Raw genomic sequence first — 22,380 nt, forward strand, 5'->3', positions numbered from 1 at the left:
AGAGATGATGTCTGTATAGTTCGTAAATAACTGTGAACAAATCGTTAATTCATTGACATTGCATGTAATTTTAATTAGAATACGAAATGGACTTCAGGTTGAAAACAGATATGAGTATCTTTATGTTTAGTTTAGAGCTTAGCTGTTGAATCTTTAAATCCTAACAATGAATATAGGAGCGACAATATTACAATCCTATATGAAGATTAGGATTTTTTGTTTTTAGCTTTGGAGTATAATTTGAAAGTTGGAGGCTGGCTTTACCATGGACAAATGGTTCAAACTTAAAGAACGAGGCACGACCATCCCCACAGAAATTATCGCAGGGGTTACAACATTTTTCACAATGGTATACATAGTTATCGTAAACCCAGGAATACTCAGCAGCACGGGCATGGACTTTAACGGAGTATTCATAGCAACGGTACTGGCAAGTATTGTGGGAACTCTGATTATGGGAATATGGTCCAATTATCCAATCGTCATCGCGCCGGGTATGGGGCTGAATGCATTCTTTGCCTATAGCGTAGTTGCCGGGTATGGCGTATCTTGGCAGGTTGCACTGGGAGCCGTATTTATAGCAGGGATTTTGTTTATTATTTTATCACTGACTTCATTCCGTTACATGTTGCTAGATGCAATTCCTGCTAGCTTAAAACATGCCATAACCGCAGGGATCGGATTGTTTATTACAACGGTAGGTTTGCAAAATGCCGGGATTATTGCCGATTCAGAATCGAATTTGATTACGATCGGAAACTTGGCTGAGCCGATGGCTTATCTGACCATTATCGGATTGATTATTACCGTTGTGCTGATGGCTTATAATGTGAAAGGTTACCTGTTCATCGGAATGGTGGTAACAGCGATACTTGCCTGGATTATGGGACTATTCCAAATGCCGGAATCGATTGTATCCATGCCGCAAGGCCTCGCGTCAACGGCTTTGCAACTGGATCTGGCAGGGGTATTCTCGAATGGCTTATATACAATCATATTTACCTTCTTGTTGATCACGCTGTTTGATACGACAGGCACGATGCTCGGCGTTGCTGAACAAGCAGGATTGCTTAAGGATGGTAAATTCCCACGCTCGCGTGGCGCATTATTGGCAGATGCCGTAGGAACAACCTCAGGTGCTTTGCTCGGAACAAGTCCAACATCGGCTTACATCGAATCCAGCACAGGGGTAGCTGCAGGAGGAAGAACGGGACTGACAGCGGTAACGGTAAGTGTACTGCTTGCGCTGACCTTGTTCTTCACACCGATCGTAAGTGTAATATCAAGCATTCCGGCGATTACTTCTCCGGCACTGATCATTGTTGGATACTTTATGATTAACGTTATCAGCAAAATCAAATGGGATGATCTCGAAGAAGCATTTCCTGCCTTCCTGATTATCATTCTTACTCCATTGACGCATAGTATTGCAACAGGCATCGGCGTAGGTTTCATCTTTTATCCGGTACTCAAGCTGCTTCGTGGAAAAGGTAAAGATGTTCATCCAATCTTCTACATTTTTGCGGTATTGTTCTTCATTCAGCTTGTGTTCCTGGACCACTAAAACTGTCTTATCCTATGGAGAACTGCTCTCAACAAGCAGCTCTCTTTTTTTTGTAGTTCATACTCCGTTCATATTCCCGTCACGAAGGGGACATCTTTCATGGTTACACTATACCTATGTCGCAAGAGCGGCTCTACAGATATAAACGACAGGAGAAGATGGAAATGGCAGAAGCAGTGGATGTAACAACAACGGGGACTAAGGGCCGTAAAAAACGGTACTTATGGTTGAAAATAATAGGTGGTATTGTCGGCGCGCTGGTGCTGTTCATGGGCATCACGTTTGTCGTTCATACGATAAGTAATGGGGCCGAGAAAAAGAAAATCGAATCGTACGGCCAATATGTCAATATTGATGGGAAGAATATGAATGTATCCATTCAAGGTAGCGGCGAACAAACCATCGTGCTACTTCCCGGACAAGGAACACCGTCACCAGTACTTGATTTCAAATTGTTAATCGATGAATTAACTTCTGATTACAAAGTTGTGGCGATTGAGCCTTTCGGTTATGGGTTAAGCGACCAAACCGAAAAGGAGAGAACCACCGAGAATATTGTTAGTGAAATTCATGAAGCTGTACAGCAGCTCGGTATAGATCGTTATATTCTGATGGGGCATTCCATCACGGGACTGTACGCGGCGACTTATGTGAACACGTATCCGGATGAAGTCTCTGCTTTTGTCGGGATCGATAGCAGTGTTCCGAATCAACCTGGCATGGATGTTAAATTACCTTTGAACTTAATGAAATTCTTTCAAAAATCAGGCTTAATGAGAGTACTCAATAAAGTGAGTGGTGATTCATATGCATCACTTGACTATGATGAACATACCAAAGAACAGATGAAGTTGATTTCGAATCAAGTCTCGACAAATCCGACATTAGTAAATGAGCTTAAACATCTGGGTTCCAATTTCAAAAATGGAGAAAAACTCACGTATCCTAGTGATCTGCCAGTGCTTCTCTTTGTTCAATCCAATAACGAGAAAAACCCGCAGTGGATTCCGCTACATGAAGAACAAGCCAAACAATCCGCACAGGGTAAGATGATCCCAATGGAAGGTTCACATTACCTGCATCATACCAAATACAAAGAAATTGCTGAGGAATTCAAATCTTACATGAAACAAATCCAATAGGATGATTGATTAATAAACTGCGGTACCGAATCTGGTGCCGTGGTTTTTTTGTTATCAGGAGAGGCTAAAATAAAACTTGACCTTAGGTCAGACCTAAGGTTTATGCTTGTAATATGAAAAACAGCAAAGGTGGTGAATTGGTTGAGTGATGAAATTACGATTAGTGAGCTGGCAAAGCTGATGAAAGTCTCTGTACATCAAATTCGATACTTCGAAGAAAAAGGGGTGTTACACCCTGCTTATATAGCAGAAAACCAATACAGGATGTATGGGGTAGATGAAATTTACCGTCTATCTCATATTTTGTTGCTTCGCAAAATGGGACTGTCTGTTCAAATGATCAAGGAATGTTTGAGTAATCTGACAACCGTTCAAATCACATCATTATTTCGCCAAGCGTTGGCAGACACGGAAGAAGCCATCACTCAGCTTCAGCAAACAAAGCACCTTATCAGCAAGTTGTTGCATGAGCAAGAGCATATTCCGCTTGAGGATCAAGTGACTTATTATATTGTTACTCGTGAGGAGATTCACTTATCACTGTGGTTCCATATGGAAGCGCAAGGGTACTTGCAAGCAAGGCAACTGACCCAACATAAAGGAAACATTCCCAATTTATTTGAAGCCGACATCCATTATGCGTACGACGAGACGGACACCGTAGGAATTTATACACAAAAGGAGGGAGCAAACGATTTAGTTTTGCCTAGAGGAAAATACCTTTCTCGTCATGTATATGTACAAATTGAAGCTGAACTCAAAGAACATATCAACGAATTTTATGCTTATGCAGAACACCAGGGCTATCCGTATCACGGTCCACTTATTATGGTAGAAAAATCTTATTTATCTTTATTCACACCAGAAAAGCTTCATTATGAGCTATTGTTACAAATGATCGAGTAGGGGAGGCACACAGTGACAACTTCCATTCAGATAGAACCCGTTTGTCCCCAGTTTCATCAAGCTGTTGCTGAACTCATGGCTTATGGTTTTGGACACAAATTTCAAAAGATCACTTCATTGTCCATAACTGATCTGGCTTACGCATTTGAACAGTTGCTCAATCATCCGCCCATGGAACAAAGTACTCTTCGAGTCATTGCTCGTGAAAATGAGGAAATTGTTGGCACCATGTGCTTGAAATGGAAGGAAGCAGATAACAGAGCAGCAATAACAAGCGTTCGTGCCAATCCTCATTGGTGGGGCCAGTGCAATAGGGTTGGCATGTGGAAACTGCTTCAGTTAATAACTGGTTTACATCTGCTGAAGCATACTCCTACATTAGGTGAATGTTATGTGGAAGATCTGGTTGTACATCCACAGCACCAAGGCAAGGGAATTGGTACGCAGTTGCTTCAATGGGCACAGAAATATATGTTGCAATCCAAATCAATATCATCTCTTAGCTTGCATGTGGCAAGTCAGAATCATCAAGCGATACAGTTATATGAACGCTATCAATTTCGCAAGCAGTATAGCACAAACAGCTTTCTGACCGGCCTGCTCTTAGGCGAAAACCAATGGTATTATATGATTTACAAAGGAGATAGTTATGTTTAATTGGAAAAAACGATACATCTCAGTTATTGTGGCAATCTTACTGATGGTTGGTGCAGGACTGTACATAGTCGATCAAAGTGATTTTGACATGGAGGAACAAACCATTGAAATTCAATCTCCACAGGGTAAGTTAACAGGTACGCTCACGTTACCCAGAAACCATTCAGACAAGCTAGGTCTAGTACTGTTTATTCACGGTGACGGTCCGATAGACTCTACTCATGGTGAGGGATACAAACCGTTATGGGAGCGACTGGCATCGATCGGGTATGCATCCTTGTCGCTAGATAAACGGGGAATCGGGGGTTCAGAGGGAAACTGGCTAGATCAAAGCATGGATGATCGTGTTGTGGAGGCACAACAAGCAATTGCATGGGCGAAAGAACAATCCATCATTGATGATTCCAAAATAGGCGTATGGGGTGCCAGCCAAGCAGGCTGGGTGATTCCTAAGCTTGCTGGGAAAGAACATCTTGCCTTCAGTATTTTGGTATCACCAGCGATAAACTGGTTGGAACAGGGAGAATACAACACACGCGGCCAAATGGCGAAAGATAGTTATTCCACGGAGGAGATTCAAAATCAGGTCGATTATGAAAACCAGATTAAAGAGATTTTAAAGAAACAAGGCACATATGAAGAGTACACCAAGATTGCTCGAGAGGATGATCTGATTTCCAAAGAACGCTGGAACTTCATAAAGAAAAATTTTGCTTCAGATGCCACGGCGGATTTGCATCATTTCAAAACCCCTGTACTACTTCTGCTTGGAGAAGATGATGTGAATGTGGACATTGTTGATACAGAGCAAGCATACCGTAAAGGAATTCAGCCATCTTCCTTGCTTCATGTGAAAATCTTCTCTAATACAGAACATTCGATGTTACCAACCTCTATTGCAGGCTCGGAATGGAAACAATCACTATTATTTCTGTTTGCTCCGAGAAGCATTACAGTGGAAGGGTATATGGATGAAATAGAACATATGTTGACCAAGCTCTCCTTATAACAGTTACAGTTATAGTTTCCTAGTATCGTTAGATAAATAATTGTCATTTGGAAATGAAAGAGCAGGGTCAGGGAGCGGGAGCGCCCTTATCCTGCCTTCTTGCGTGTTATATGTTATCTACTGTGCTAAATGTTCCAGATCCGGCTGCAATTTGGTCCGCAAAACATATAACATGATGGCCCCAACTAGGAACGCCACGGCATCCGCAATAACGAGCGACCAGATCACTCCATGAAAGCCGTTCATTTGATTAGCAATATACAATACAGGAATTAGTGTAATTCCTTGAATGATGGACATAACAAACGCGGCGGTTCCTTGGGCTGTTGCTTGGAAGATCCCCATAAACAAAGAAGTCATTCCTGTAATGAACAAGGATAAAAAGGTTACATGAAGAATGTAGCTACCCATTTCAATTAATTGCGGGTCAGTCGTAAATAAACCAATCAAGTGGTCGGAAATCAGATAGACGACAACCCCAAACAGGATGGCTAAACCCAAAATAGATTTTATCGTGAATCCAATCGTTTGTTTCATGCGTAATTTGTTCGCTGTGAATGAGAAGGCAATCAACGGCACAACTCCCTCGCACAAACCCATCAGAATAAACTCAGGAAATTGTAATAAACGTGATGAGATTCCATACCCAGCAACGGCCTGATCCCCATATTCGACAAGAAAAAGGTTAAGAATAAGCGACATTGCACCCAAGAAGACACTCATAACAAAGACGGGAACACCGATTTTGAACACATTACTCAGGATGTCCTTCGTCACCTTGAACCATTTCAGGGAGACGGTTAAGAATTGACTCTTATAACTCATATGGAATGCGTAAAATGCACTCGCAACCAAGTTGGAGATGACGGTAGCAGATGCAACGCCAATCACGCCCCAATGGAAGACAAAAATGAATAGTGCATCGAGGATAATATTTATAACAACACTGAGAATCATACCGGTCATAGAAGTCATTGCTGAACCTTCTGAGCGCACGATATTCTCCAGGGTGAAGAATAAGATGACGAAGGGTGAACCTATAAGCATAATCGTGACATACTCTTTTGTAAATCCGAAGGACTCTGGCGTTGCCCCCAGCCCATGAACGATTGGTTCAATCAGCGGGAGCCCAACGGCCATCACAATAATTCCGAGAACTAAACTGCTGTAAAAGGCAAATGAAGATACATGCTTCAGATCATCTACTTTTTTCTCTCCCAGCAAACGGGAGATGAATGTACCGCTGCCTATACCAATTAAATTACCAAGGGCCATGATGACCGCGAATAAAGGTAAAGTTAATGCGAGTGCGGTTAACATTGCCGTATTACCAAGTGTGCCAAGGAAATAGGCATTCAAGATGGAGTAAATAACACTCATTGACGTGCCTAGCATCATTGGGACAGCAAAGTGAGCTACGGCTTTGGCGATTGGTGCTTTTTCAAAGTAATGGAGGTTTTCTGCATCCATGTGGGTCACTACTTTCTTCGTTAATATTGATCTAATCTAACAGCGTTAGATTGAACCTTACAGTGTTAGATGTTATCATGAACTTATGAACCTGTAAAGCATAAACTTACACTGTTAGATAAAAGGGCGGATACCGATGAAAAAACAACAGCCTCAGATTTCGGAAGATAAGATTTTGGAAACTTCGTGGGAACTTCTTGGAGAAGAGGGCATCGAGAAATTCAGCATGAGACGCTTGGCAGACAAGTTGGGGATTCAGGCTCCATCTCTATACTGGTACTTCAAGAGCAAGCAGACGCTCTACCAGCGTCTGGCCAACCAGATATCGAAAATTATTCTGGACGAGTTTCATACTGAAGGGGACTGGAAGGAGCAGATGGAGGGGCTTGCGGTGACGGTACGGAGTGTGCTCAGCAGATACCCGTGCTCCACACAGCTCATGATGATGACGCTGCCCCATGAACCGGACATGATCCGCTTCACCAACCGCATGTTGCTCTGTATGGAATCAACGCCACTAGAGCAAGAACAGAAATTACAGGCCGTTCTCACGCTTGTGAACTATGTATTCTACTTCGTCCTGGATGATTATCAGCATCAGCGCAATATATCTGCTGTTCTTAAGGATCAGGAAGCACTTCAGGGTGAAGAGATGATCCAACTTCTGGATTCTATGAGTGAGAAGGAAGCTGGACTTTTCAGCAGGATGTATAAGAACGGTCTGTTTGAGGTGATGGGAACCGACGGAGCTTTCGAGTTCGGCTTGAAGCTTATTTTACTCGGGATTGAACAAGTCATAAAGAAACCCACCGAGAATTAAACTCCGGTGGGTTTCTTCTTATACTCACGTTAATCCCTTTATCAGTCTAAAATTTAGCCTGAATGTCTTTTAAAAACAAATCCGCAGCAGTCGAAAAGACCTGATGTTTTTTCCAAACGATATTTAACCCAGATTCAAGTCTTGGCTCTAGAGGTCTGAAACAAAGATCGCTTTCACTGGACGTATTCACTATTTTATCAAGTGTTAATGCATAACCAATGCCTTCTTCAACCATAATGGCAGCATTATATGCAAGATTGTATGTAGTTACGACGTTTAATTTGTCAAAATCTTCACCAAACCAATCCGCAAACTCATTTTTCGAAAATGTTTGCTTCATCGACTGTCGTGAACAGATCAGTGGAACATGTAATAAGTCTGTAGATCGAATCGTATCTTTGGAGGCGAGCGGACTTTCTTTTCTCATCACCACTCCCCAAACATCTTTGTCCGAGAAATTGATATAGTTATATTTGGAGACATCCGCTGGCTGGATTAGAATACCGAAGTCAAGGAGTCCCTTGTCAAGCCGCTCAGTTACATCATCTTCGTTACCGCTGTATAGGTGATAGCGTATATCGGGATATTTATTCTGAACTTCTTTTGCCACTCTTGCAATCTGTTTCATGGCTTCCGTTTCTCCACCGCCAATATAAATATCTCCACTTATGGTTTCTTCCATGGATTCAAATTCTGCCTCTAATTTATCAACCATACCTACAATTTCTTCAGCTCTATTCCTTAAAAGCATACCTTCATCTGTGAGAATAATACTGTAACTACTGCGAATAAATAATTTCTTTCCCAACTCTTGTTCAAGGTCTTTCAATTGTCTGGACAAGGTGGGCTGCGTAACATGCAAGAAATCAGCAGCGCGTGTAATGCTTCCTTCTCTGGCGACCGTAAGAAAATAACGCAATACTCTAATCTCCATCGTAACTCCTCCTTTATCCCTTATATTCTACAATAAACCTTACAGAAATGCCTTTCAAGCATAACTTGTTATAAGATATGAGTATTTGCTATGTGGTGTATAAACGCTAAACTAAAAAGCAAGGCAACTGGAGAAGAAATTGAAAGGAATGAATGATATGGATAAGACAAAAGTATGGTTTATCAATGGCGCTGGTCGAGGTATGGGCACAACTATTGCTAAGGCTGCTTTAACTGCTGATGCAGAGCAGAAAATTGCCAACCTTCAGACAGAGATCAATGCTTACCGGGATCTCTCTAAATCCATGGCATATGACAACTAAACGAAATCACCTGCTTGTATTCATTCTGACCTTTGGGGTATTCAGTATTTTAAATACGGAGATGGGCGTAATCGGAATCTTGCCTTTGATTGCAGAACATTACGAGGTCAGTATCTCAACCGCTGGTTTGATTGTGAGTCTTTTTGCGCTTGCGGTTGCTGTATCTGGCCCCATTTTGCCCTTATTATTTTCGGGCATGAACCGCAAGCATGTCATGTTATTTGTACTTGGCATTTTTATTGTGGGCAGCCTGGTCTCCGCCATCACATCAAACTTTACGGTATTGGTCATTGCACGTGTCGTTCCGGCTTTTTTCCATCCTGTCTATTGCTCATTGGCATTTACGGTCGCAGCGGCGTCAGTCCCCAAGGAAGAAGCGCCCAAGGCAGTCGCTAAAGTATTTGTAGGCGTGTCGGCAGGCATGGTACTTGGAGTACCCCTTTCGAGCTTGATTGCCACCAGCACATCGTTGTTCTATGCGATGTTGTTCTTTGCTGCCGTAACAATCGTCGCATTTGTAGCAACACTTCTTTTTGTGCCCTCAATGCCAGTTACGAAAAGAATCTCTATGGGTACTCATCTGTATGTATTGAGAAGATCCGTGATGTGGCTATCCATTGCTGGCGTGATTTTCATGAACGGAGCTGTATTTGGGGTCTATAGTTACCTTGCCGAGTTTCTGAAAACCGTGACAAGTTATGACTGGAACACCGTCAGTGTGTTGTTATTTCTATATGGCTTGGCCAATATGGTTGGGAACATGATAGCAGGGAAACTGCTCGCTAATTTCCCTTTAAGAACGATCAAGATGTATCCCATTGCATTAATAACGATATACATCTTGTTGTTCACCTTCGGACAATTCAGTGTGCCAACAGCCTTCCTTATTTTCATTTGGGGGATCATAGGAGGCATAGGGGGCAATATCACTCAATATTGGGTGGTAGCGGCAGCACCAGAGGCACCCGAATTGTCGAATGGGATCTTTCTAACCTCTTCCAACCTGGGAACAACACTTGGTGCTAGTGTATGTGGACTAATCGTAACTGGAATAAGTACACAATATATTGTAGTTGGAGGAATCGTGTTCCTTATCTTTAGTATCGTAACGAATTACTTCAGAATCTCCATGACTGGCCGATTCGAGGGTTCCAAAATTGGAGGATAAGAGGCGGACGTAGTGATAGGCGTTATACATCACCGTTTCGGCATTTTGCTCTCATCCATATACAACAGGTTCCAGCGGTGACCGTCCAGGTCGGCAAATCCAGCGCCGTACATCCAGCCGTCTATTTCACCAGGCTTGCCAAAGATGGTTCCTCCAGCAATCTCTACTTTTTGAATAAAAGCATCAACTTCTTCTCTGCTGTCAGCACCAATGGAAAATATCACTTCTGCGCTATGGGAAGTATCTGCGGTTTTGGCACCTGTAAATTTCTCGAAGGTTGCTTCCGGAAACAGTAGAATCGTTGTTGAGCCTATGACAAGCTGGGCTCTCTCGTTGCCAACATTCTCCCCATGGAATCCAATCTCATTGAAAAAGGTAGTGGATTTCACAACATCTTTCACCGGCAGGTTCATCCAGATTTTTTGTGACATGGCAGTAGCCTCCTAGAGTATATTTTCGACACTCTTACTATACTCTACCTCAATTCAAAATTACATAATCAGTTCAAAAACCAAACCAAAAGAGCAATCTCCAATGAGGTTGCTCTTTTGGTCATGGCTTATTATGCCTAACGGTGTATACGCAGTTTCTTCCTCCGGCTAGAATGTATTCTCCCCGTTCAATATGAACATTATCGCCTAGAACTGTTTTGAATAAATGTAACTCATTCTTGCATAACCCGGTACATACCGCGGCCGCTTCACAGATCGGACAATGCTTCTCAATGAATAGGAGACTGCCATCATCCTGCTCCTTAACCTCGGCCATATAACCTTCATTCGTACGAATTTCGGCCAATTTCTCCAATCTCTCTCTAACTCCTGATGAATCGCCAAGATGCTGAAGATATTGTTCTTGCATATTTTTATTTCGAACATCCAGCAGCTTGTCCAGCCCTTCAGTACCAAAAGCCTCTTTCATTGAATTGATGAGGCTGACGGATAGATCCGAATATCCACTTGGAAAAAAACGATTAGCCGCGGGAGTTAATATCCATAACTTGGTGGGACGACCCATGGGACGGGCCTCTTCCACAGTGGTGACCAATCCTTCTCCTTTTAGCGCATTCAGATGTTGACGAATAGCCATTCCGGATAACGAAAACTGAGAGGAGAGAGTGACAACATCCATTCCCCCGCGCTCTTTTAACAGATTAATAATTGCTCTCCGGGTACTGGTCGAGACATCCTTTTTAGTTTGATTTCCGCTCATGGTGCACCTCCTTGTGACGCAACTGAGTCTACATGACTAACTACATTTTAAACAAAAATGTTGACAAAGTCAAAGCCGGACTGTAGCTTAGACATTATAAACAAAAATGTTTACTAAGTATCCGGATACGATGTATACATACCAATTTTCTTGGAGGTCACATTTCATGTCGTCTAATCATCAAAGTATTTTCAGTCCGCGTTATTTTGCACTAACCATAGGGATTATTTTATCAGTGATGGCCGTTGGATTCGAAGGTCTATCCGTCACCACCATTGCTCCTTCGATTGCTGGAGACTTGAACGGCCTTAGCCTGTTCGGATGGATATTCAGTACCTATCTGCTTGCGCAGATTATCGGAACGCTGGTCGTCGGTCGAATCATTGATAAAAGAGGACCTGCAGCACCGTTCACTTTTGCACTTCTGTTATTTATCGTAGGGCTGATCGCTGCCGCAACCGCAGGCGACATGTATACCATGATAGGATCACGGGCTCTACAGGGTTTGGGTGCCGGAGCTATGATGACTTGTGTGTATACAGCTATATCGTTAAGTTACCCGGATGAGTTGCGTGCCAAAATTCTTGGAGCATTTGGTACTGCCTATGTTCTTCCGTCCATGCTCGGTCCATATGTAGCAGGAGTTATCGCAGATCAGTGGTCCTGGCGCTTTGTTTTCTGGGGGATCTTACCTGTGCTGGTGGTTTCAGCATTGCTTAGTTTACCTGCCTTTAGGAAATTGAAAGTGCAGAAGACAGGAGGGGATAGCGGATCTTCATCCACTTGGATGGCGTTACTCTTAACGTTAGGTACAGGGATTTTCCTGGTTGGTCTAAGTAGGCTTCCGAGCATTATGGGATTTGTTTTAGTCGTGATTGGCCTAGTATTGATGATATTTCCTCTGCGTAAATTGCTACCGAAGGGAACACTTACGTTGCGCAGAGGAATGCCAGCTATTTTGGCAACACGTGGATTGTTCTTCGCTGCCTATACTAGTACACAGAATTTCCTGGTATTGGCTCTAATCGATGTGAAAGGAATTACACCTTCTCAGGCCGGATTAATTGTGGCGAGTGCTGCATTAAGTTGGTGTATCATTGCGTATCTGCAAGGACGGTGGGATGCGGCAGATCAGGGCAGTGGACGTCATATGAGAATTATTCTTGGCGTATTGTTACTTGCCATAGGGATTGCCATCGTATTTTGGGTACCTGTTGTGACCGTTACCATCGCAGTTATTGGGCAGATCATTGCAGGAGTTGGTATTGGATTGGCGCATCCGATTAGTGGTGTTGTCGCATTCTCCCAAACGGGGGAAGAAGGCGTGGGCCAAACCTCGGCAAATCTGCAATTTGCAGATTCTTTTACACCTGGTGTAGTGATTGGCATTGGTGGTTCCATACTTGTCGTGTGTCAGGCTGGCGGTATGTCACTTCAATCCGGCTTAATTGTAGCCATGGGTTTCCATCTCTTGTTGATCGTCACGAGTATCATTGCCAGTACTCGGATCTCACCACGCAGATGAATAAGAAAGTGGGTGTACAGACCATTGCTCACTGAGGATCCGAATAAACTATTTACAGCTTATCGCATCATCGGAACGAAATGGACGATCCATATTTTATGTGCTCTGTCTCAAGGCCCGAAGAGATTCGGTGAAATATTCGATAACATTCCTTCCATTTCCGAAATGATCCTCTCCAGACGTTTAAAGGGTCTTCAACATGATCATTTGGTCAAAAGAACAATACGGACACGCCCTACACAAATTATTTATGAACTTACGCCAAAAGGAGCTGCTCTTGCAGCATTCATACCCTGTCTAATGGACTGGGATACCAAATTTCAAAATGATACCACCGGGAGGAATAAAGATGATCATTGAGGTCAGTGATACAGCATCGGACAAAATCGTTGAGATCTTATCAAGTGCGGATATCCAAAATGCCTTTCTTAGAGTAGGCGTTGATGAAGGGGGATGCAGTGGTTTGTCTTATACTCTTATCGTGGATGAACAGCAGGCAGAAGAAGACATTGTGTTAAATAAAAAGCAATTTAAAATATTGGTTCACGCAAACAGTATTCCATATATTGATGGTCTTGAGATTGACTATGAAGAGAGCGGAATGTTAGGTGGATTCACCATGAATAATCCAAATGCCAAAGTTTCGTGTGGATGCGGAGCCAGTTTCAGAATGGCCAATTATCGTGGCGAAGTGAAAAAATGTGATTAATGAAGGAAGGAGTGCAGAGCAATGATCTCATTTGTAGTATCTGAACAAGCAATCGATTCATTTAAGAATGAATGGGAATTGGAAGAGGACCAATATGTAAGGATTTACGCAAAATATATCGGAGGAGGCTCCGATGCTTTTACAATTGGCATAAATGCGAGTGCTACACCGGTCGATCCCGCATTGGTTCAATCCATTGGAGGATTTCATTTCTTTGTTGAAAAAACAGATGCCTGGATCCTGGAGGATGAACTTCTCCAAATTGACTGTAATGAACATGGCATATTTTCAAGCAAAATCTCCTATTGAACATGGGGAACCCTATTCTAGACCATAATCTTACTTTTTAAACATTTAACTTTACAAAGTATAACACTTCATGTATATTCAGGAAGTAAAAAGGTTTATTTTACCATAATACCCATCAAATTATGGAGGTGTGGAAGACAAACAACAATCAGATTGGGATTTTTGATGCTCAGTACAGGGCGCCTACAATTGGGATTATGCTGGTTCTGGCAACCGTAGCTTTTGAAGGACTGGCTATCACAACGATTGCCGCGAAAATGGCACAAAGTTTAGAGGGTATTCATTTATACGGTTGGATTTTTAGCGCATTTTTGTTATCTCAGCTTATTGGAACTTTGGTTATGGGTCAGCAGATTGACAAGCGCGGCGTTTTTACATCCATGCTGATATCTTTTAGTGTTTTTGTGTTAGGAACTGTGGTCTCCGCTATTTCTTTCGATATGCACATGCTTATTGCCGGAAGAGCCCTTCAAGGTTTTGGAGCGGGGGCCCTGATCACATGTGTTTATACCTGTGTGACGTTACATTATCCAGATACACTTCGTACTCAAATCCTGGCCGCATTCTCTATGGCATTTGTCCTACCAACCTTAATCGGACCTTATGCAGCAGGCCTTATTGCTTCCTACATCTCGTGGCGATATGTTTTCTGGATCGTTCTACCCTTGATTGGAATAGCGTTGAGTCTCACATTCCGTTCTTTCCGTAATTTGCAGCTTCAGCAAGATCTGTCAGGTCCAGCGCGAGCAACTGACTCAAAGATTATGTATGCGATTCTGCTTGCGGTTGGAACGGGGCTGTTACTCACAGGACTTGGTATGATAACCGATTGGAAAGGCATAGTACTCACTTTGGCTGGATTAGTCGTCATGATCCAACCAATGCGTAAATTGCTGCCTGTGGGCACTTTTTCGGTAAAAAAAGGATTGCCTGCTACTTTGGTATCGAGGGGTCTATATGTTGCTTGTTATTTTACAACGGAAAGTTTTGTGATCTTGGCACTAACCGAAGTGAAGGGGTTATCAGCTGACCTTGCTGGCCTCATTGTAGCAGCAGGTTCTCTGAGCTGGTCCGCCGCAGCGTGGTTACAAGCCAAGCTTGATGCACGAGATCAAGGTCGGGCCCGAAAGGGTAGGGTCATGACGGGCATTGGGATTATGATCGTTGGAACTGCGCTTGTGATCCTGGCTCTTATTTTGACGGACGGTGGGATTATACTCATCCTTCTCTCACAAATGATTACAGGGTTCGGTGTTGGATTGGCCAACCCTACAACAGCAGCCATTGCTTTACAACATGCCTTGCCCAGGAAAGAGGGAGAAATGTCCGCGAATCTGCAATTTGTGGATTCCTTCTACATGGGCGTAAGCATTGGAGTTGGTGGCGCTCTGATTGCCTTGTCCGAAACGTTACAGTGGGGCATATCGACAGGTGTTTTGATCGTGTTAACACTGCAATTATTATGGGTCTTGTTAAGTTTCTTGGCATCACTACGAATTACCAAACTCGTTCATCAAGAACATCATCCAATCAACCAAGTGAAGGATAACATCTCCATGTAACGGATGACGACCGCGTCGTTAAATACATCACGAAGAACGGGGGGACTAATTGCATTGGGAGGTGGGTAAGATGGCACGTGTATTAGTAGTCATTACTCCAGCTGAAGGACATGTGAATCCATCGTTAGGATTAGTTACTCAGTTGATAGACAATGGTGAGGAAGTCATCTATGTGTGCACGGAGGAGTATCGTTCCCGAATTGAACAAACCGGTGCCCAGATCATTACCTATCCGTTTCCACAAGATGCCTTCTCTCATGATCCGGTGTTGAAACCCCAGGAATACAAGCATTCTTATCAGTTCATTTATATGATGGTAAGCGGTATTATCCGGAGGATCATCCCCAATGTGCTACAGGTGATCGAGGATCAAAAGTTTGATTATATGATCTTTGATTCCCTGATGGGATGGGGAGGGACTATTCTTGCAGAAAAACTGGGAATTCCTGCGGTGTGCTCGATTGCGTCCTTTGCTTTTGTGGAGCCTCTGGGATCTAGCTCAGTTCTGAATGAGACGGAGACGAAGGAGCTTTATGAGGCTACGATGAAGATCACAACGGAGTTAGCTGAAGAGCTTCAAGTGAGTATTCCAGCTATGGAAGAGATTCCGGCACATACAGGTCAGTTAAAGCTCGTGTACACCAGCCGTTATTTTCAGCCGCAGGCAGAAAAGCTGGATGATCGTTTTATTTTCACGGGTCCTTCGATCATAACACGCCAAGATGCTCCGACCTTCTCGTTTGAGTTGCTTCGTGAACGGTACCCGCAAACCGTGTACATTGCTATGGGTACGATTTTAAATAAAAATTTGGATTTCTATCAGCTTTGTTTTGAAGCATTAGGGGATCTACCCGTGAATGTTGTTTTATCTTCAGGAAAATACACGGATATGGAGCCGCTGGCTGATCAAATACCACCTAATTTTATCGTCAAGCCATACATTGCCCAGTTGGACATGCTGCAGCATACCGATGTTTTTATTACACACGCTGGAATGAACAGCACAAGTGAGGCGTTATATTATAACGTTCCAATGGTGATGATTCCATTAACATCGGATCAGCCTCTTGTCGCCAATCGGGTACAGGAGCTCGGCGCGGGTATTACTTTAAATAAACATAACCTCAGTGCAACTAATTTGAGAGAGGCATTAACAGAAGTGCTACACAATTCACTTTATAGACGGCAGGCTTACCTCATTGGTGAATCTCTAAGGCAGGCTGGCGGTTACAAGCGAGCTGCCGAAATGATCATGAGTCATATGGGTTCAGGCCGGGGGAGTTACACAATTTAAATAGTTTTCCATTCAAAGTCGCTTAATAAGCGGCTTTTTTTTGGTTTTAATAGTCTTAAGACTTGACCTACAGTTAACTCTATGTCTTATACTCGATTAGGCTTGCAAATTATATAAGGAATTGGAGATTTTATTTATTATGGCGAAGAGCACGAATTGGAATGTTTTTGGACTGGCAATACTACTAGGTTTATTTTCTACATTAGGTCCATTTACGATTGATATGTATTTACCGGCTTTTCCGGAGATTGCACAAAATATGAATACAACGGCATCACTTGTACAATTTAGCCTTACTGCCTGTTTATTAGGACTTGGTGTAGGACAACTCGTTATGGGTCCTTTGAGTGACGCGTACGGTAGACGTAGACCATTGTTGATCTGTATGGCAGCCTACATTATTTGTTCCTTGGCATGTGCTTTTGCTCCGAATATCGGACTATTGATTTTGTTTCGTTTCACGCAAGGATTTGCGGCTTCAGCTGGAATTGTCATTTCCCGTGCGATAGCTAGAGATCTATACAGTGGACATGAACTCACTAAATTTTTCTCTTTGCTGTTGCTTGTAGGGAATTTGGGGCCTTTGGCAGCACCCATCGCGGGAAGTGGGGTTCTTTCATTCACAACCTGGATTGGCGTGTTTATCTGCCTTTCATTCTTGGGAATTTTCTTATTAATCATGACAAAGTGGAGCTTAAAAGAAACACACCCTATCGAAAGACGTATAGTTCCTGACTTCAAACAGCAATTGGGTAATTACAGAATGCTTCTGCGTGACCGTAAGTTTGTAGGCTACATGCTGGCACAGGGAATTATGACAGCAGGGGTCTTTGCTTATGTGGCGGGAACACCATTTATTTACCAAAATATATATGGCGTCACACCCACTGTATTTGCTATATTATTTGCTTCGAACGGCATCAGCTTGATCATCGGATCTCAAATCGTGGGTCGACTAGCTAAACGTATCCCTGAGCAGACGCTGCTATTATCGGGACTATGGCTTGCTATAATAGCAAGTGTGGCTGCTTTGGTCGTCACCCTGGCTCATGGTCCACTTTTCGCATTGGTGATTCCATTGTTCTTCTTTGTATGCTCGATCGGCATTACGTCTACAGCGGCATTCCCACTTGCCATGGAGAGTCAAGCTAAGATGGCCGGAAGTGCAGCAGCACTGCTCGGCGTTGTTCCTTTTCTTCTGGGTGCACTGGTTGCTCCTCTGGTCGGCATCGCGGGTGAGGACACTGCCGTCCCGTTAGGACTCACTTTGTTAATGACCAGTATCATTGCCATTGTTACTTATTTCCTACTCGTTAAAAACGTCCCGCAGCATACACCTAATCATGCCCAGTCTAATGCTGACTTTTAGTATTGAAGGAACAGCTCGCCAAACATTGGCGTAAGACATGAATGAATATGAATATGATTCCATCACAAGTCGCTGCAATAGCGGCTTTTTTTGGTTTTCCGTGCTGAACCCTCAGCCTGAATTCAGGTAAGGTATTGTTAGATAATGGAGAGACTAGGTAGGAGGGGGCTGCTCACTGCTTCATTTGGTATAAGCTTAATCTCTCTTGTACAGCATTCAGGACTTCTTCCGGAATCTCCTTCACCTTGATATCTTCTCCTAGAAAAAGCAACCAATTGGTGATTTCGGTTAACTCTTCTGAGTTATGAACATTCATAAATGCCTTTAGGAGAGCCGTAGTCTGGTATGGATTTGTATAGGCAATTGAAAACTTTAAAGGATGGTATTTTTTGAATTGCGCAATTGCCTTTGGACCAAGTTCCAGAACAAGGTTGATAACTTCTTCCTGTGTATTTCGTTTGAGTTGTTCTACAATCTTTTTTGTACTCAGTCTTTTTTTCGCCGGGTATGCTTCGACATGGATGAGGTTGTCAACGGATACGATTCGTCTTTTTTCTTCCTCCAAGTCAAAACCTTCAATGATCCAATGGCCTTTTTGATGATGAAGGTGCAAGAGAACAATGGGATAGGACTTGGTTTTCTTCTCTTCTTGGACAGTGACTAACAAATAACGTTCTATAAGAAGAATTTGGATGAGTTTTTCCAAGGTAGGGTGAGGCAGGTCTGATAGATCAAGCAAGTCTGGATTATGGGGATTGGTTCCTTCAAAAAGCAATATTTGATTCAAATGTACAAGGTCATCTTGCTGATGTTCTGAGATAAGGCCCAATAACTTTTCAGCCAAAGATTGACGACTCTTCAGATAAGGAAGCTGTTGATTTCTTGTCGCCATAAAAGCAATGAATAACGCTTTGATTTCATTATCGGTAAACCGTACCGTGGGCAGGAGGGAGTTGTTCATGACAAAATAACCCCCGTCCCGCCCAACTTCAGCGACAAGTGGCATTCCCATGGCTTCAATTTCTCTGATATCTCGAATGGCTGTCGAACGAGAAATATTAAATTCTCGCATGATTTCAGAGATGGTAAAGTGTGCACGGTTATTGATATACCGCGTGATGGTATTAATGCGTTCAACTTTTTTCATTGGGCCCCCTAAACAGTATCATATTCTGACATGATTTAAGGTTATTATAAACCTATCAAGTGAAAACACAAATCAATTGAAAATTTAAAGAGGACGGTGTAAACCATGAGTAATTATCATTTCGAAGAAAAAGAGAGCTTTATCGTGTTAGGTATTGGAACGGATCTTAAGAGCGACTATACAGACTATGTTGGCATCAGCAAGGAGAAGGCGGATTTTTGGTCCACGGTGAAAGAGGATGGAAGCCTGGACAAACTAAAGTCTCTGGCAACAAACGACTACATTTTTGCCGTAAACGAAGCAGTAAATAACCAGATGATGCATTATGCTGGTGTCATGACAGCAGAAACTTTGCCAGAAGCAACGAGAGTAATCCAATTTCCTAAGGGAGAATACCTGGTTGTGAAGGGCGAAGCTGCAACGGCTGATGCGCTCAATAATATGCTTACTGGCATTGCCTTTGGTCAAGCCCTCCCCGTAGAAAAAGATTATGCCTATGTTGGCGGTCCAAATACAACAGTTGAAATGGGAGAGAAAAACGGTTTGGTATATGGTGAAATGTGGATTCCTGTTGTAAGGAACTAACGAGCAGGGGAGATTGGATAGTCGGTCGTATATCGTTTAAAGTCACGAACATAGTACTATTAAAAGCCGCTAATGTAGCGGTTTTTTTGTTGTTCATTAGGAGCATAATCATACATGAAAACAGCAGATCACTAATAAAATAAATGAAAGGAAGAATTATGGAAGGGAGCAGTCTGAGTGAATACTCGTCTCGCTGAAACAACTATTTGTGGGGAGTTCCATATAAATTCAGCAAACATAACAGAGGTTTTAACGCTGTGGTCAGCATCTTCAGCCTTAAAAGTACATGGTACAGTAAGTATTTATAATCATAAACAAAGTAATTCATCTGTCTTTTTGAACATAATACATAATGAAGGAACGTGTTCGCTTCCTGTTCTACCGGGTAACACCTGTGCTTTTAGCTGTGCCGGAATGCATCATATTGAAGTGGAGATTGAAAAGAGCTTAAACAATATTGCAAGCGGCACATTTGGAATAGATATATACTATCAAGTTCTAAATGAAGAAGAGGATGAGGAATAAATGGAAACAAAGTTGGAATAGCCCGAACCACTACTATCTCCCCACATATATTTATAGAAAGAGCATTTTTAAGGAGGTTCACAAATGGCTCAAATTGGTAATTGTAATAATACGGTTTCTCCAGCGGTGGTGAACGATGCCGTATGTACTACGATAAATTTGTCAGATACGGGAGGGACACCAACAATTATATACGAAAATTCCTCAACGTTTCTGATAAACGGAACTATTCTAATTGAGAATAACGGAGTGGGGGTTTCACCCACCGCTGCTTTGCTTATTGACGGTGTTCAAATTCCTGGTTTTGTCGTAGCCCCAGGTAGCAGTAGATCTTATACTGCACCAACAATTAATTCTATAAGTCTCATTGGAGCCGGTGCGGGAACAACAAGTATCAAAATTGCGTTCTCTTTGAATTACAGATTCTAAGTATAGGATATTCAATGTGAAAGAATCCCTTCTTTTATAGGAAGTGGATTCTTTTTTGGTTCGATGTCTAGTGATTATCATTTAATAGATTTAGTATTCCTCAAGTATGTTATCATATTCTTTGTGATGGCGGCTTCATTCGAGAACAGCTAAGTAATAAGCACTTTTTATTATTTACATAAAGTCAATGGAAGGCAGGAGATATAGCAGTATGGTCACGCTGATACTTTCGCTCGTTATGATTATAAACATATTACTCTCAGCGGTATTTTTGTTTTTTGAAAGGAGAGACATTGGTTATACTTGGGCCTGGCTCATGATATTTTACTTCATTCCTATTTTAGGTTTTATCGTTTATCTCTTTTTGGGACGTAACCTTAAAAAGAAAAATTTCTACGGACTTTCAGTTGAAGAGAGAAACTCCCTAAAGTTAATTGTCGAGAACCAGTTAGTGACATTGAAGCAGCAACGTAAGGAAAACAACCCCCTGCTCATGAAATATGCTGACTTGATTCAATTGAATCTCACATCATCCAATGCAATCCTAACCAATGACAATGAGATATTCATCTTCGATGATGGACAAGAGAAATTTGATTCATTATTTGCAGATATCAAGGAAGCCAAGAAAGAGATTAACATCCAATATTACATTATTCAACCGGATTCCTTAGGGAAGAAATTACGAGATGAATTAACTATAAAAGCTAAAGAAGGCGTAAAAGTGCGAGTTCTCTATGACGAAATTGGTTCAAAGAAACTTTCATTGAAGTTTTTCAGAGAACTGATCTCTGCCGGTGGAGAAGTAGAGGTCTTTTTCCCGTCACTGATTAGGCCATTAAATTTCCGTATGAATAATCGAAATCATCGAAAACTTTGTATTATTGATGGGGAGATTGCTTATATTGGCGGATTTAATCTGGGAAATGAGTATCTAGGCATGGATAAAAAGTTTGGATACTGGCGTGATACACATTTTAAATTGCACGGGGATGCCGTTAATCATATTCAAGGAAGGTTTATTTTGGATTGGAAACACGCCAGCAAATCCGATCAAGTAAGTTACGAACAATTCTCCTTCAACACAGCAAGGCTTGATGGTTCAAGTCCAGTTCAGATTGTGTCTAGTGGTCCTAACTCACAGGTGGAACACCTGAAGAATATGTACATCAAGCTTATAGTAAATGCCAAAAAGAGTGTGTATATTCAAACGCCTTACTTTATTCCTGACAGCACTTTTATGGATGCATGTAAAATCGCACTGCTATCCGGGGTGGATCTGCGCATTATGATTCCCAATAAGCCCGATCACCCGTTTGTATATTGGGCGACTTGGGCGTATGCTGGTGAATTGCTGGACTATGGAGCCAAGATTCTGTTGTATGATAATGGATTCTTACACGCAAAGACCATTGTAGTAGACGAAGAAGTCGCTTCAGTAGGGACGATGAATATTGATTCCCGGAGCTTTAGGTTGAATTTTGAGGTGAATGCAATTGTATATGACGAGCGAGTTGCGAAACAACTTCAAGAATTGTTTCATCAAGATAGCCAGTTAAGTACAGAACTTACTTCTGATCGTTATAGAAACAGGTCCCTTATTATCAAATTTAAAGAAGGAATATCACGTCTTCTTTCACCTATTTTATAGGTCAGCTTCACTGCCGAAGTTATACTCAACCAGGCACGATAAAACTTTCCACTGAAGTGCTTCTTAACGAC

The 22,380-nt window shown here is 42.3% G+C and carries 24 protein-coding genes; 19 read left to right on the forward strand and 5 right to left on the reverse strand.

Annotation, left to right across the window (positions count from 1 at the left end):
• The first annotated feature begins 265 nt into the window (after positions 1 to 265).
• From NST38_RS15745 to NST38_RS15765, 5 genes are all read left to right on the forward strand, one after another.
• A complete protein-coding gene (locus NST38_RS15745) occupies positions 266 to 1,564 on the forward strand; it encodes an NCS2 family permease (RefSeq protein WP_017688352.1) in 1,299 nt (432 codons plus the stop codon).
• A gap of 164 nt (positions 1,565 to 1,728) precedes the next feature.
• Entirely contained in the window at positions 1,729 to 2,706 is a 978-nt protein-coding gene (locus NST38_RS15750) for an alpha/beta hydrolase (protein ID WP_101313828.1), read from the forward strand.
• 141 nt (positions 2,707 to 2,847) lie between these two features.
• Positions 2,848 to 3,612, forward strand: a complete 765-nt coding sequence (locus NST38_RS15755; protein WP_076253126.1) for a MerR family transcriptional regulator — start codon at positions 2,848 to 2,850, stop codon at positions 3,610 to 3,612.
• 12 nt (positions 3,613 to 3,624) lie between these two features.
• Positions 3,625 to 4,269, forward strand: coding sequence for a GNAT family N-acetyltransferase (locus NST38_RS15760; RefSeq protein ID WP_076253127.1), 645 nt, complete (start codon positions 3,625 to 3,627; stop codon positions 4,267 to 4,269).
• Positions 4,262 to 5,278, forward strand: a complete 1,017-nt coding sequence (locus NST38_RS15765; RefSeq protein WP_076253128.1) for an alpha/beta hydrolase family protein — start codon at positions 4,262 to 4,264, stop codon at positions 5,276 to 5,278. Before NST38_RS15760 ends, NST38_RS15765 begins: the two co-directional genes overlap by 8 nt.
• 117 nt (positions 5,279 to 5,395) lie before the next feature.
• On the opposite strand, the gene NST38_RS15770 is transcribed toward NST38_RS15765, so the two are convergent.
• Positions 5,396 to 6,748, reverse strand: a complete 1,353-nt coding sequence (locus NST38_RS15770; RefSeq protein WP_076253129.1) for an MATE family efflux transporter — start codon at positions 6,746 to 6,748, stop codon at positions 5,396 to 5,398.
• 136 nt (positions 6,749 to 6,884) lie between these two features.
• On the opposite strand from NST38_RS15770, the gene NST38_RS15775 reads away from it, so the two are divergent.
• Entirely contained in the window at positions 6,885 to 7,568 is a 684-nt protein-coding gene (locus NST38_RS15775; protein ID WP_076253130.1) for a TetR/AcrR family transcriptional regulator C-terminal domain-containing protein, read from the forward strand.
• 46 nt (positions 7,569 to 7,614) lie between these two features.
• On the opposite strand, the gene NST38_RS15780 is transcribed toward NST38_RS15775, so the two are convergent.
• On the reverse strand, positions 7,615 to 8,502 hold the full coding sequence (locus tag NST38_RS15780) for a LysR family transcriptional regulator (protein WP_076253131.1): 888 nt from the start codon (positions 8,500 to 8,502) through the stop codon (positions 7,615 to 7,617).
• 157 nt (positions 8,503 to 8,659) lie between these two features.
• Between NST38_RS15780 and NST38_RS15785 the strand changes: the two genes are divergently transcribed.
• Together NST38_RS15785 and NST38_RS15790 are read left to right on the forward strand one after the other, a co-directional pair.
• A complete protein-coding gene (locus NST38_RS15785) occupies positions 8,660 to 8,824 on the forward strand; it encodes a hypothetical protein (protein ID WP_156946122.1) in 165 nt (54 codons plus the stop codon).
• Complete coding sequence (locus NST38_RS15790; protein WP_076253132.1) at positions 8,814 to 9,992, forward strand: MFS transporter; 1,179 nt, start codon at positions 8,814 to 8,816, stop codon at positions 9,990 to 9,992. Before NST38_RS15785 ends, NST38_RS15790 begins: the two co-directional genes overlap by 11 nt.
• A gap of 29 nt (positions 9,993 to 10,021) precedes the next feature.
• Here the strand turns inward: NST38_RS15790 and NST38_RS15795 are convergent, their stop codons facing one another.
• Complete coding sequence (locus NST38_RS15795; protein WP_076253133.1) at positions 10,022 to 10,423, reverse strand: VOC family protein; 402 nt, start codon at positions 10,421 to 10,423, stop codon at positions 10,022 to 10,024.
• A 121-nt stretch (positions 10,424 to 10,544) separates the two neighbouring features.
• Positions 10,545 to 11,204, reverse strand: a complete 660-nt coding sequence (locus NST38_RS15800) for a helix-turn-helix transcriptional regulator (RefSeq protein WP_036671328.1) — start codon at positions 11,202 to 11,204, stop codon at positions 10,545 to 10,547.
• A 166-nt stretch (positions 11,205 to 11,370) separates the two neighbouring features.
• Between NST38_RS15800 and NST38_RS15805 the strand changes: the two genes are divergently transcribed.
• The 7 genes from NST38_RS15805 to NST38_RS15830 all read left to right on the forward strand — a co-directional run bounded on the left by NST38_RS15805 (position 11,371) and on the right by NST38_RS15830 (position 17,972).
• The gene (locus NST38_RS15805) at positions 11,371 to 12,729 is read left to right on the forward strand and encodes an MFS transporter (RefSeq protein ID WP_076253134.1); all 1,359 of its coding nucleotides are present in this window, start codon (positions 11,371 to 11,373) and stop codon (positions 12,727 to 12,729) included.
• Between the two features lie 12 nt (positions 12,730 to 12,741).
• Positions 12,742 to 13,089, forward strand: coding sequence for a winged helix-turn-helix transcriptional regulator (locus NST38_RS31655; protein WP_370511441.1), 348 nt, complete (start codon positions 12,742 to 12,744; stop codon positions 13,087 to 13,089).
• Entirely contained in the window at positions 13,079 to 13,438 is a 360-nt protein-coding gene (locus NST38_RS15810) for a HesB/IscA family protein (RefSeq protein WP_017688344.1), read from the forward strand. The genes NST38_RS31655 and NST38_RS15810 overlap by 11 nt, the downstream gene beginning before the upstream one ends.
• 21 nt (positions 13,439 to 13,459) lie before the next feature.
• Positions 13,460 to 13,747, forward strand: coding sequence for a HesB/YadR/YfhF family protein (locus NST38_RS15815; protein ID WP_076253135.1), 288 nt, complete (start codon positions 13,460 to 13,462; stop codon positions 13,745 to 13,747).
• Between the two features lie 122 nt (positions 13,748 to 13,869).
• Complete coding sequence (locus tag NST38_RS15820) at positions 13,870 to 15,309, forward strand: MFS transporter (RefSeq protein WP_036671331.1); 1,440 nt, start codon at positions 13,870 to 13,872, stop codon at positions 15,307 to 15,309.
• A 70-nt stretch (positions 15,310 to 15,379) separates the two neighbouring features.
• Positions 15,380 to 16,603, forward strand: a complete 1,224-nt coding sequence (locus tag NST38_RS15825; RefSeq protein WP_036671332.1) for a macrolide family glycosyltransferase — start codon at positions 15,380 to 15,382, stop codon at positions 16,601 to 16,603.
• A 139-nt stretch (positions 16,604 to 16,742) separates the two neighbouring features.
• Entirely contained in the window at positions 16,743 to 17,972 is a 1,230-nt protein-coding gene (locus NST38_RS15830) for a multidrug effflux MFS transporter (protein WP_076253136.1), read from the forward strand.
• A gap of 172 nt (positions 17,973 to 18,144) precedes the next feature.
• Here NST38_RS15830 and NST38_RS15835 read toward each other — a convergent pair whose 3' ends face one another.
• Positions 18,145 to 19,119, reverse strand: a complete 975-nt coding sequence (locus NST38_RS15835; RefSeq protein ID WP_076253137.1) for a helix-turn-helix transcriptional regulator — start codon at positions 19,117 to 19,119, stop codon at positions 18,145 to 18,147.
• Between the two features lie 105 nt (positions 19,120 to 19,224).
• Here NST38_RS15835 and NST38_RS15840 point away from each other — a divergent pair, with 105 nt between their 5' ends.
• The 4 genes from NST38_RS15840 (at position 19,225) to cls (ending at position 22,309) form a co-directional block, all read left to right on the forward strand.
• Entirely contained in the window at positions 19,225 to 19,704 is a 480-nt protein-coding gene (locus tag NST38_RS15840; protein ID WP_076253138.1) for a GyrI-like domain-containing protein, read from the forward strand.
• 177 nt (positions 19,705 to 19,881) lie between these two features.
• Positions 19,882 to 20,229 (forward strand): S-Ena type endospore appendage, encoded by a 348-nt coding sequence (locus NST38_RS15845; protein ID WP_076253139.1) that lies wholly within the window; start codon positions 19,882 to 19,884, stop codon positions 20,227 to 20,229.
• 84 nt (positions 20,230 to 20,313) lie between these two features.
• A complete protein-coding gene (locus NST38_RS15850; RefSeq protein WP_076253140.1) occupies positions 20,314 to 20,658 on the forward strand; it encodes a DUF3992 domain-containing protein in 345 nt (114 codons plus the stop codon).
• A 211-nt stretch (positions 20,659 to 20,869) separates the two neighbouring features.
• Complete coding sequence (cls, locus tag NST38_RS15855) at positions 20,870 to 22,309, forward strand: cardiolipin synthase (protein WP_083684765.1); 1,440 nt, start codon at positions 20,870 to 20,872, stop codon at positions 22,307 to 22,309.
• Positions 22,310 to 22,380 lie beyond the last annotated feature (71 nt).

This window comes from Paenibacillus sp. FSL H8-0104, from assembly GCF_038050215.1.
In the GTDB taxonomy this organism is placed as follows: Bacteria; Bacillota; Bacilli; order Paenibacillales; family Paenibacillaceae; genus Paenibacillus; species Paenibacillus amylolyticus.

Coding starts and splice junctions, on each gene's coding strand:
- NST38_RS15745 (WP_017688352.1), top strand. CDS start 266: ATGGACAAATGGTTCAAACTTAAAGAACGAGGCACGACCATCCCCACA.
- NST38_RS15750 (WP_101313828.1), top strand. CDS start 1,729: ATGGCAGAAGCAGTGGATGTAACAACAACGGGGACTAAGGGCCGTAAA.
- NST38_RS15765 (WP_076253128.1), top strand. CDS start 4,262: ATGTTTAATTGGAAAAAACGATACATCTCAGTTATTGTGGCAATCTTA.
- NST38_RS15770 (WP_076253129.1), bottom strand. CDS start 6,748: ATGGATGCAGAAAACCTCCATTACTTTGAAAAAGCACCAATCGCCAAA.
- NST38_RS15775 (WP_076253130.1), top strand. CDS start 6,885: ATGAAAAAACAACAGCCTCAGATTTCGGAAGATAAGATTTTGGAAACT.
- NST38_RS15780 (WP_076253131.1), bottom strand. CDS start 8,502: ATGGAGATTAGAGTATTGCGTTATTTTCTTACGGTCGCCAGAGAAGGA.
- NST38_RS15785 (WP_156946122.1), top strand. CDS start 8,660: ATGGATAAGACAAAAGTATGGTTTATCAATGGCGCTGGTCGAGGTATG.
- NST38_RS15790 (WP_076253132.1), top strand. CDS start 8,814: ATGACAACTAAACGAAATCACCTGCTTGTATTCATTCTGACCTTTGGG.
- NST38_RS15795 (WP_076253133.1), bottom strand. CDS start 10,423: ATGTCACAAAAAATCTGGATGAACCTGCCGGTGAAAGATGTTGTGAAA.
- NST38_RS15800 (WP_036671328.1), bottom strand. CDS start 11,204: ATGAGCGGAAATCAAACTAAAAAGGATGTCTCGACCAGTACCCGGAGA.
- NST38_RS15805 (WP_076253134.1), top strand. CDS start 11,371: ATGTCGTCTAATCATCAAAGTATTTTCAGTCCGCGTTATTTTGCACTA.
- NST38_RS15810 (WP_017688344.1), top strand. CDS start 13,079: ATGATCATTGAGGTCAGTGATACAGCATCGGACAAAATCGTTGAGATC.
- NST38_RS15815 (WP_076253135.1), top strand. CDS start 13,460: ATGATCTCATTTGTAGTATCTGAACAAGCAATCGATTCATTTAAGAAT.
- NST38_RS15820 (WP_036671331.1), top strand. CDS start 13,870: ATGGAGGTGTGGAAGACAAACAACAATCAGATTGGGATTTTTGATGCT.
- NST38_RS15825 (WP_036671332.1), top strand. CDS start 15,380: ATGGCACGTGTATTAGTAGTCATTACTCCAGCTGAAGGACATGTGAAT.
- NST38_RS15830 (WP_076253136.1), top strand. CDS start 16,743: ATGGCGAAGAGCACGAATTGGAATGTTTTTGGACTGGCAATACTACTA.
- NST38_RS15835 (WP_076253137.1), bottom strand. CDS start 19,119: ATGAAAAAAGTTGAACGCATTAATACCATCACGCGGTATATCAATAAC.
- NST38_RS15840 (WP_076253138.1), top strand. CDS start 19,225: ATGAGTAATTATCATTTCGAAGAAAAAGAGAGCTTTATCGTGTTAGGT.
- NST38_RS15850 (WP_076253140.1), top strand. CDS start 20,314: ATGGCTCAAATTGGTAATTGTAATAATACGGTTTCTCCAGCGGTGGTG.
- cls (WP_083684765.1), top strand. CDS start 20,870: ATGGTCACGCTGATACTTTCGCTCGTTATGATTATAAACATATTACTC.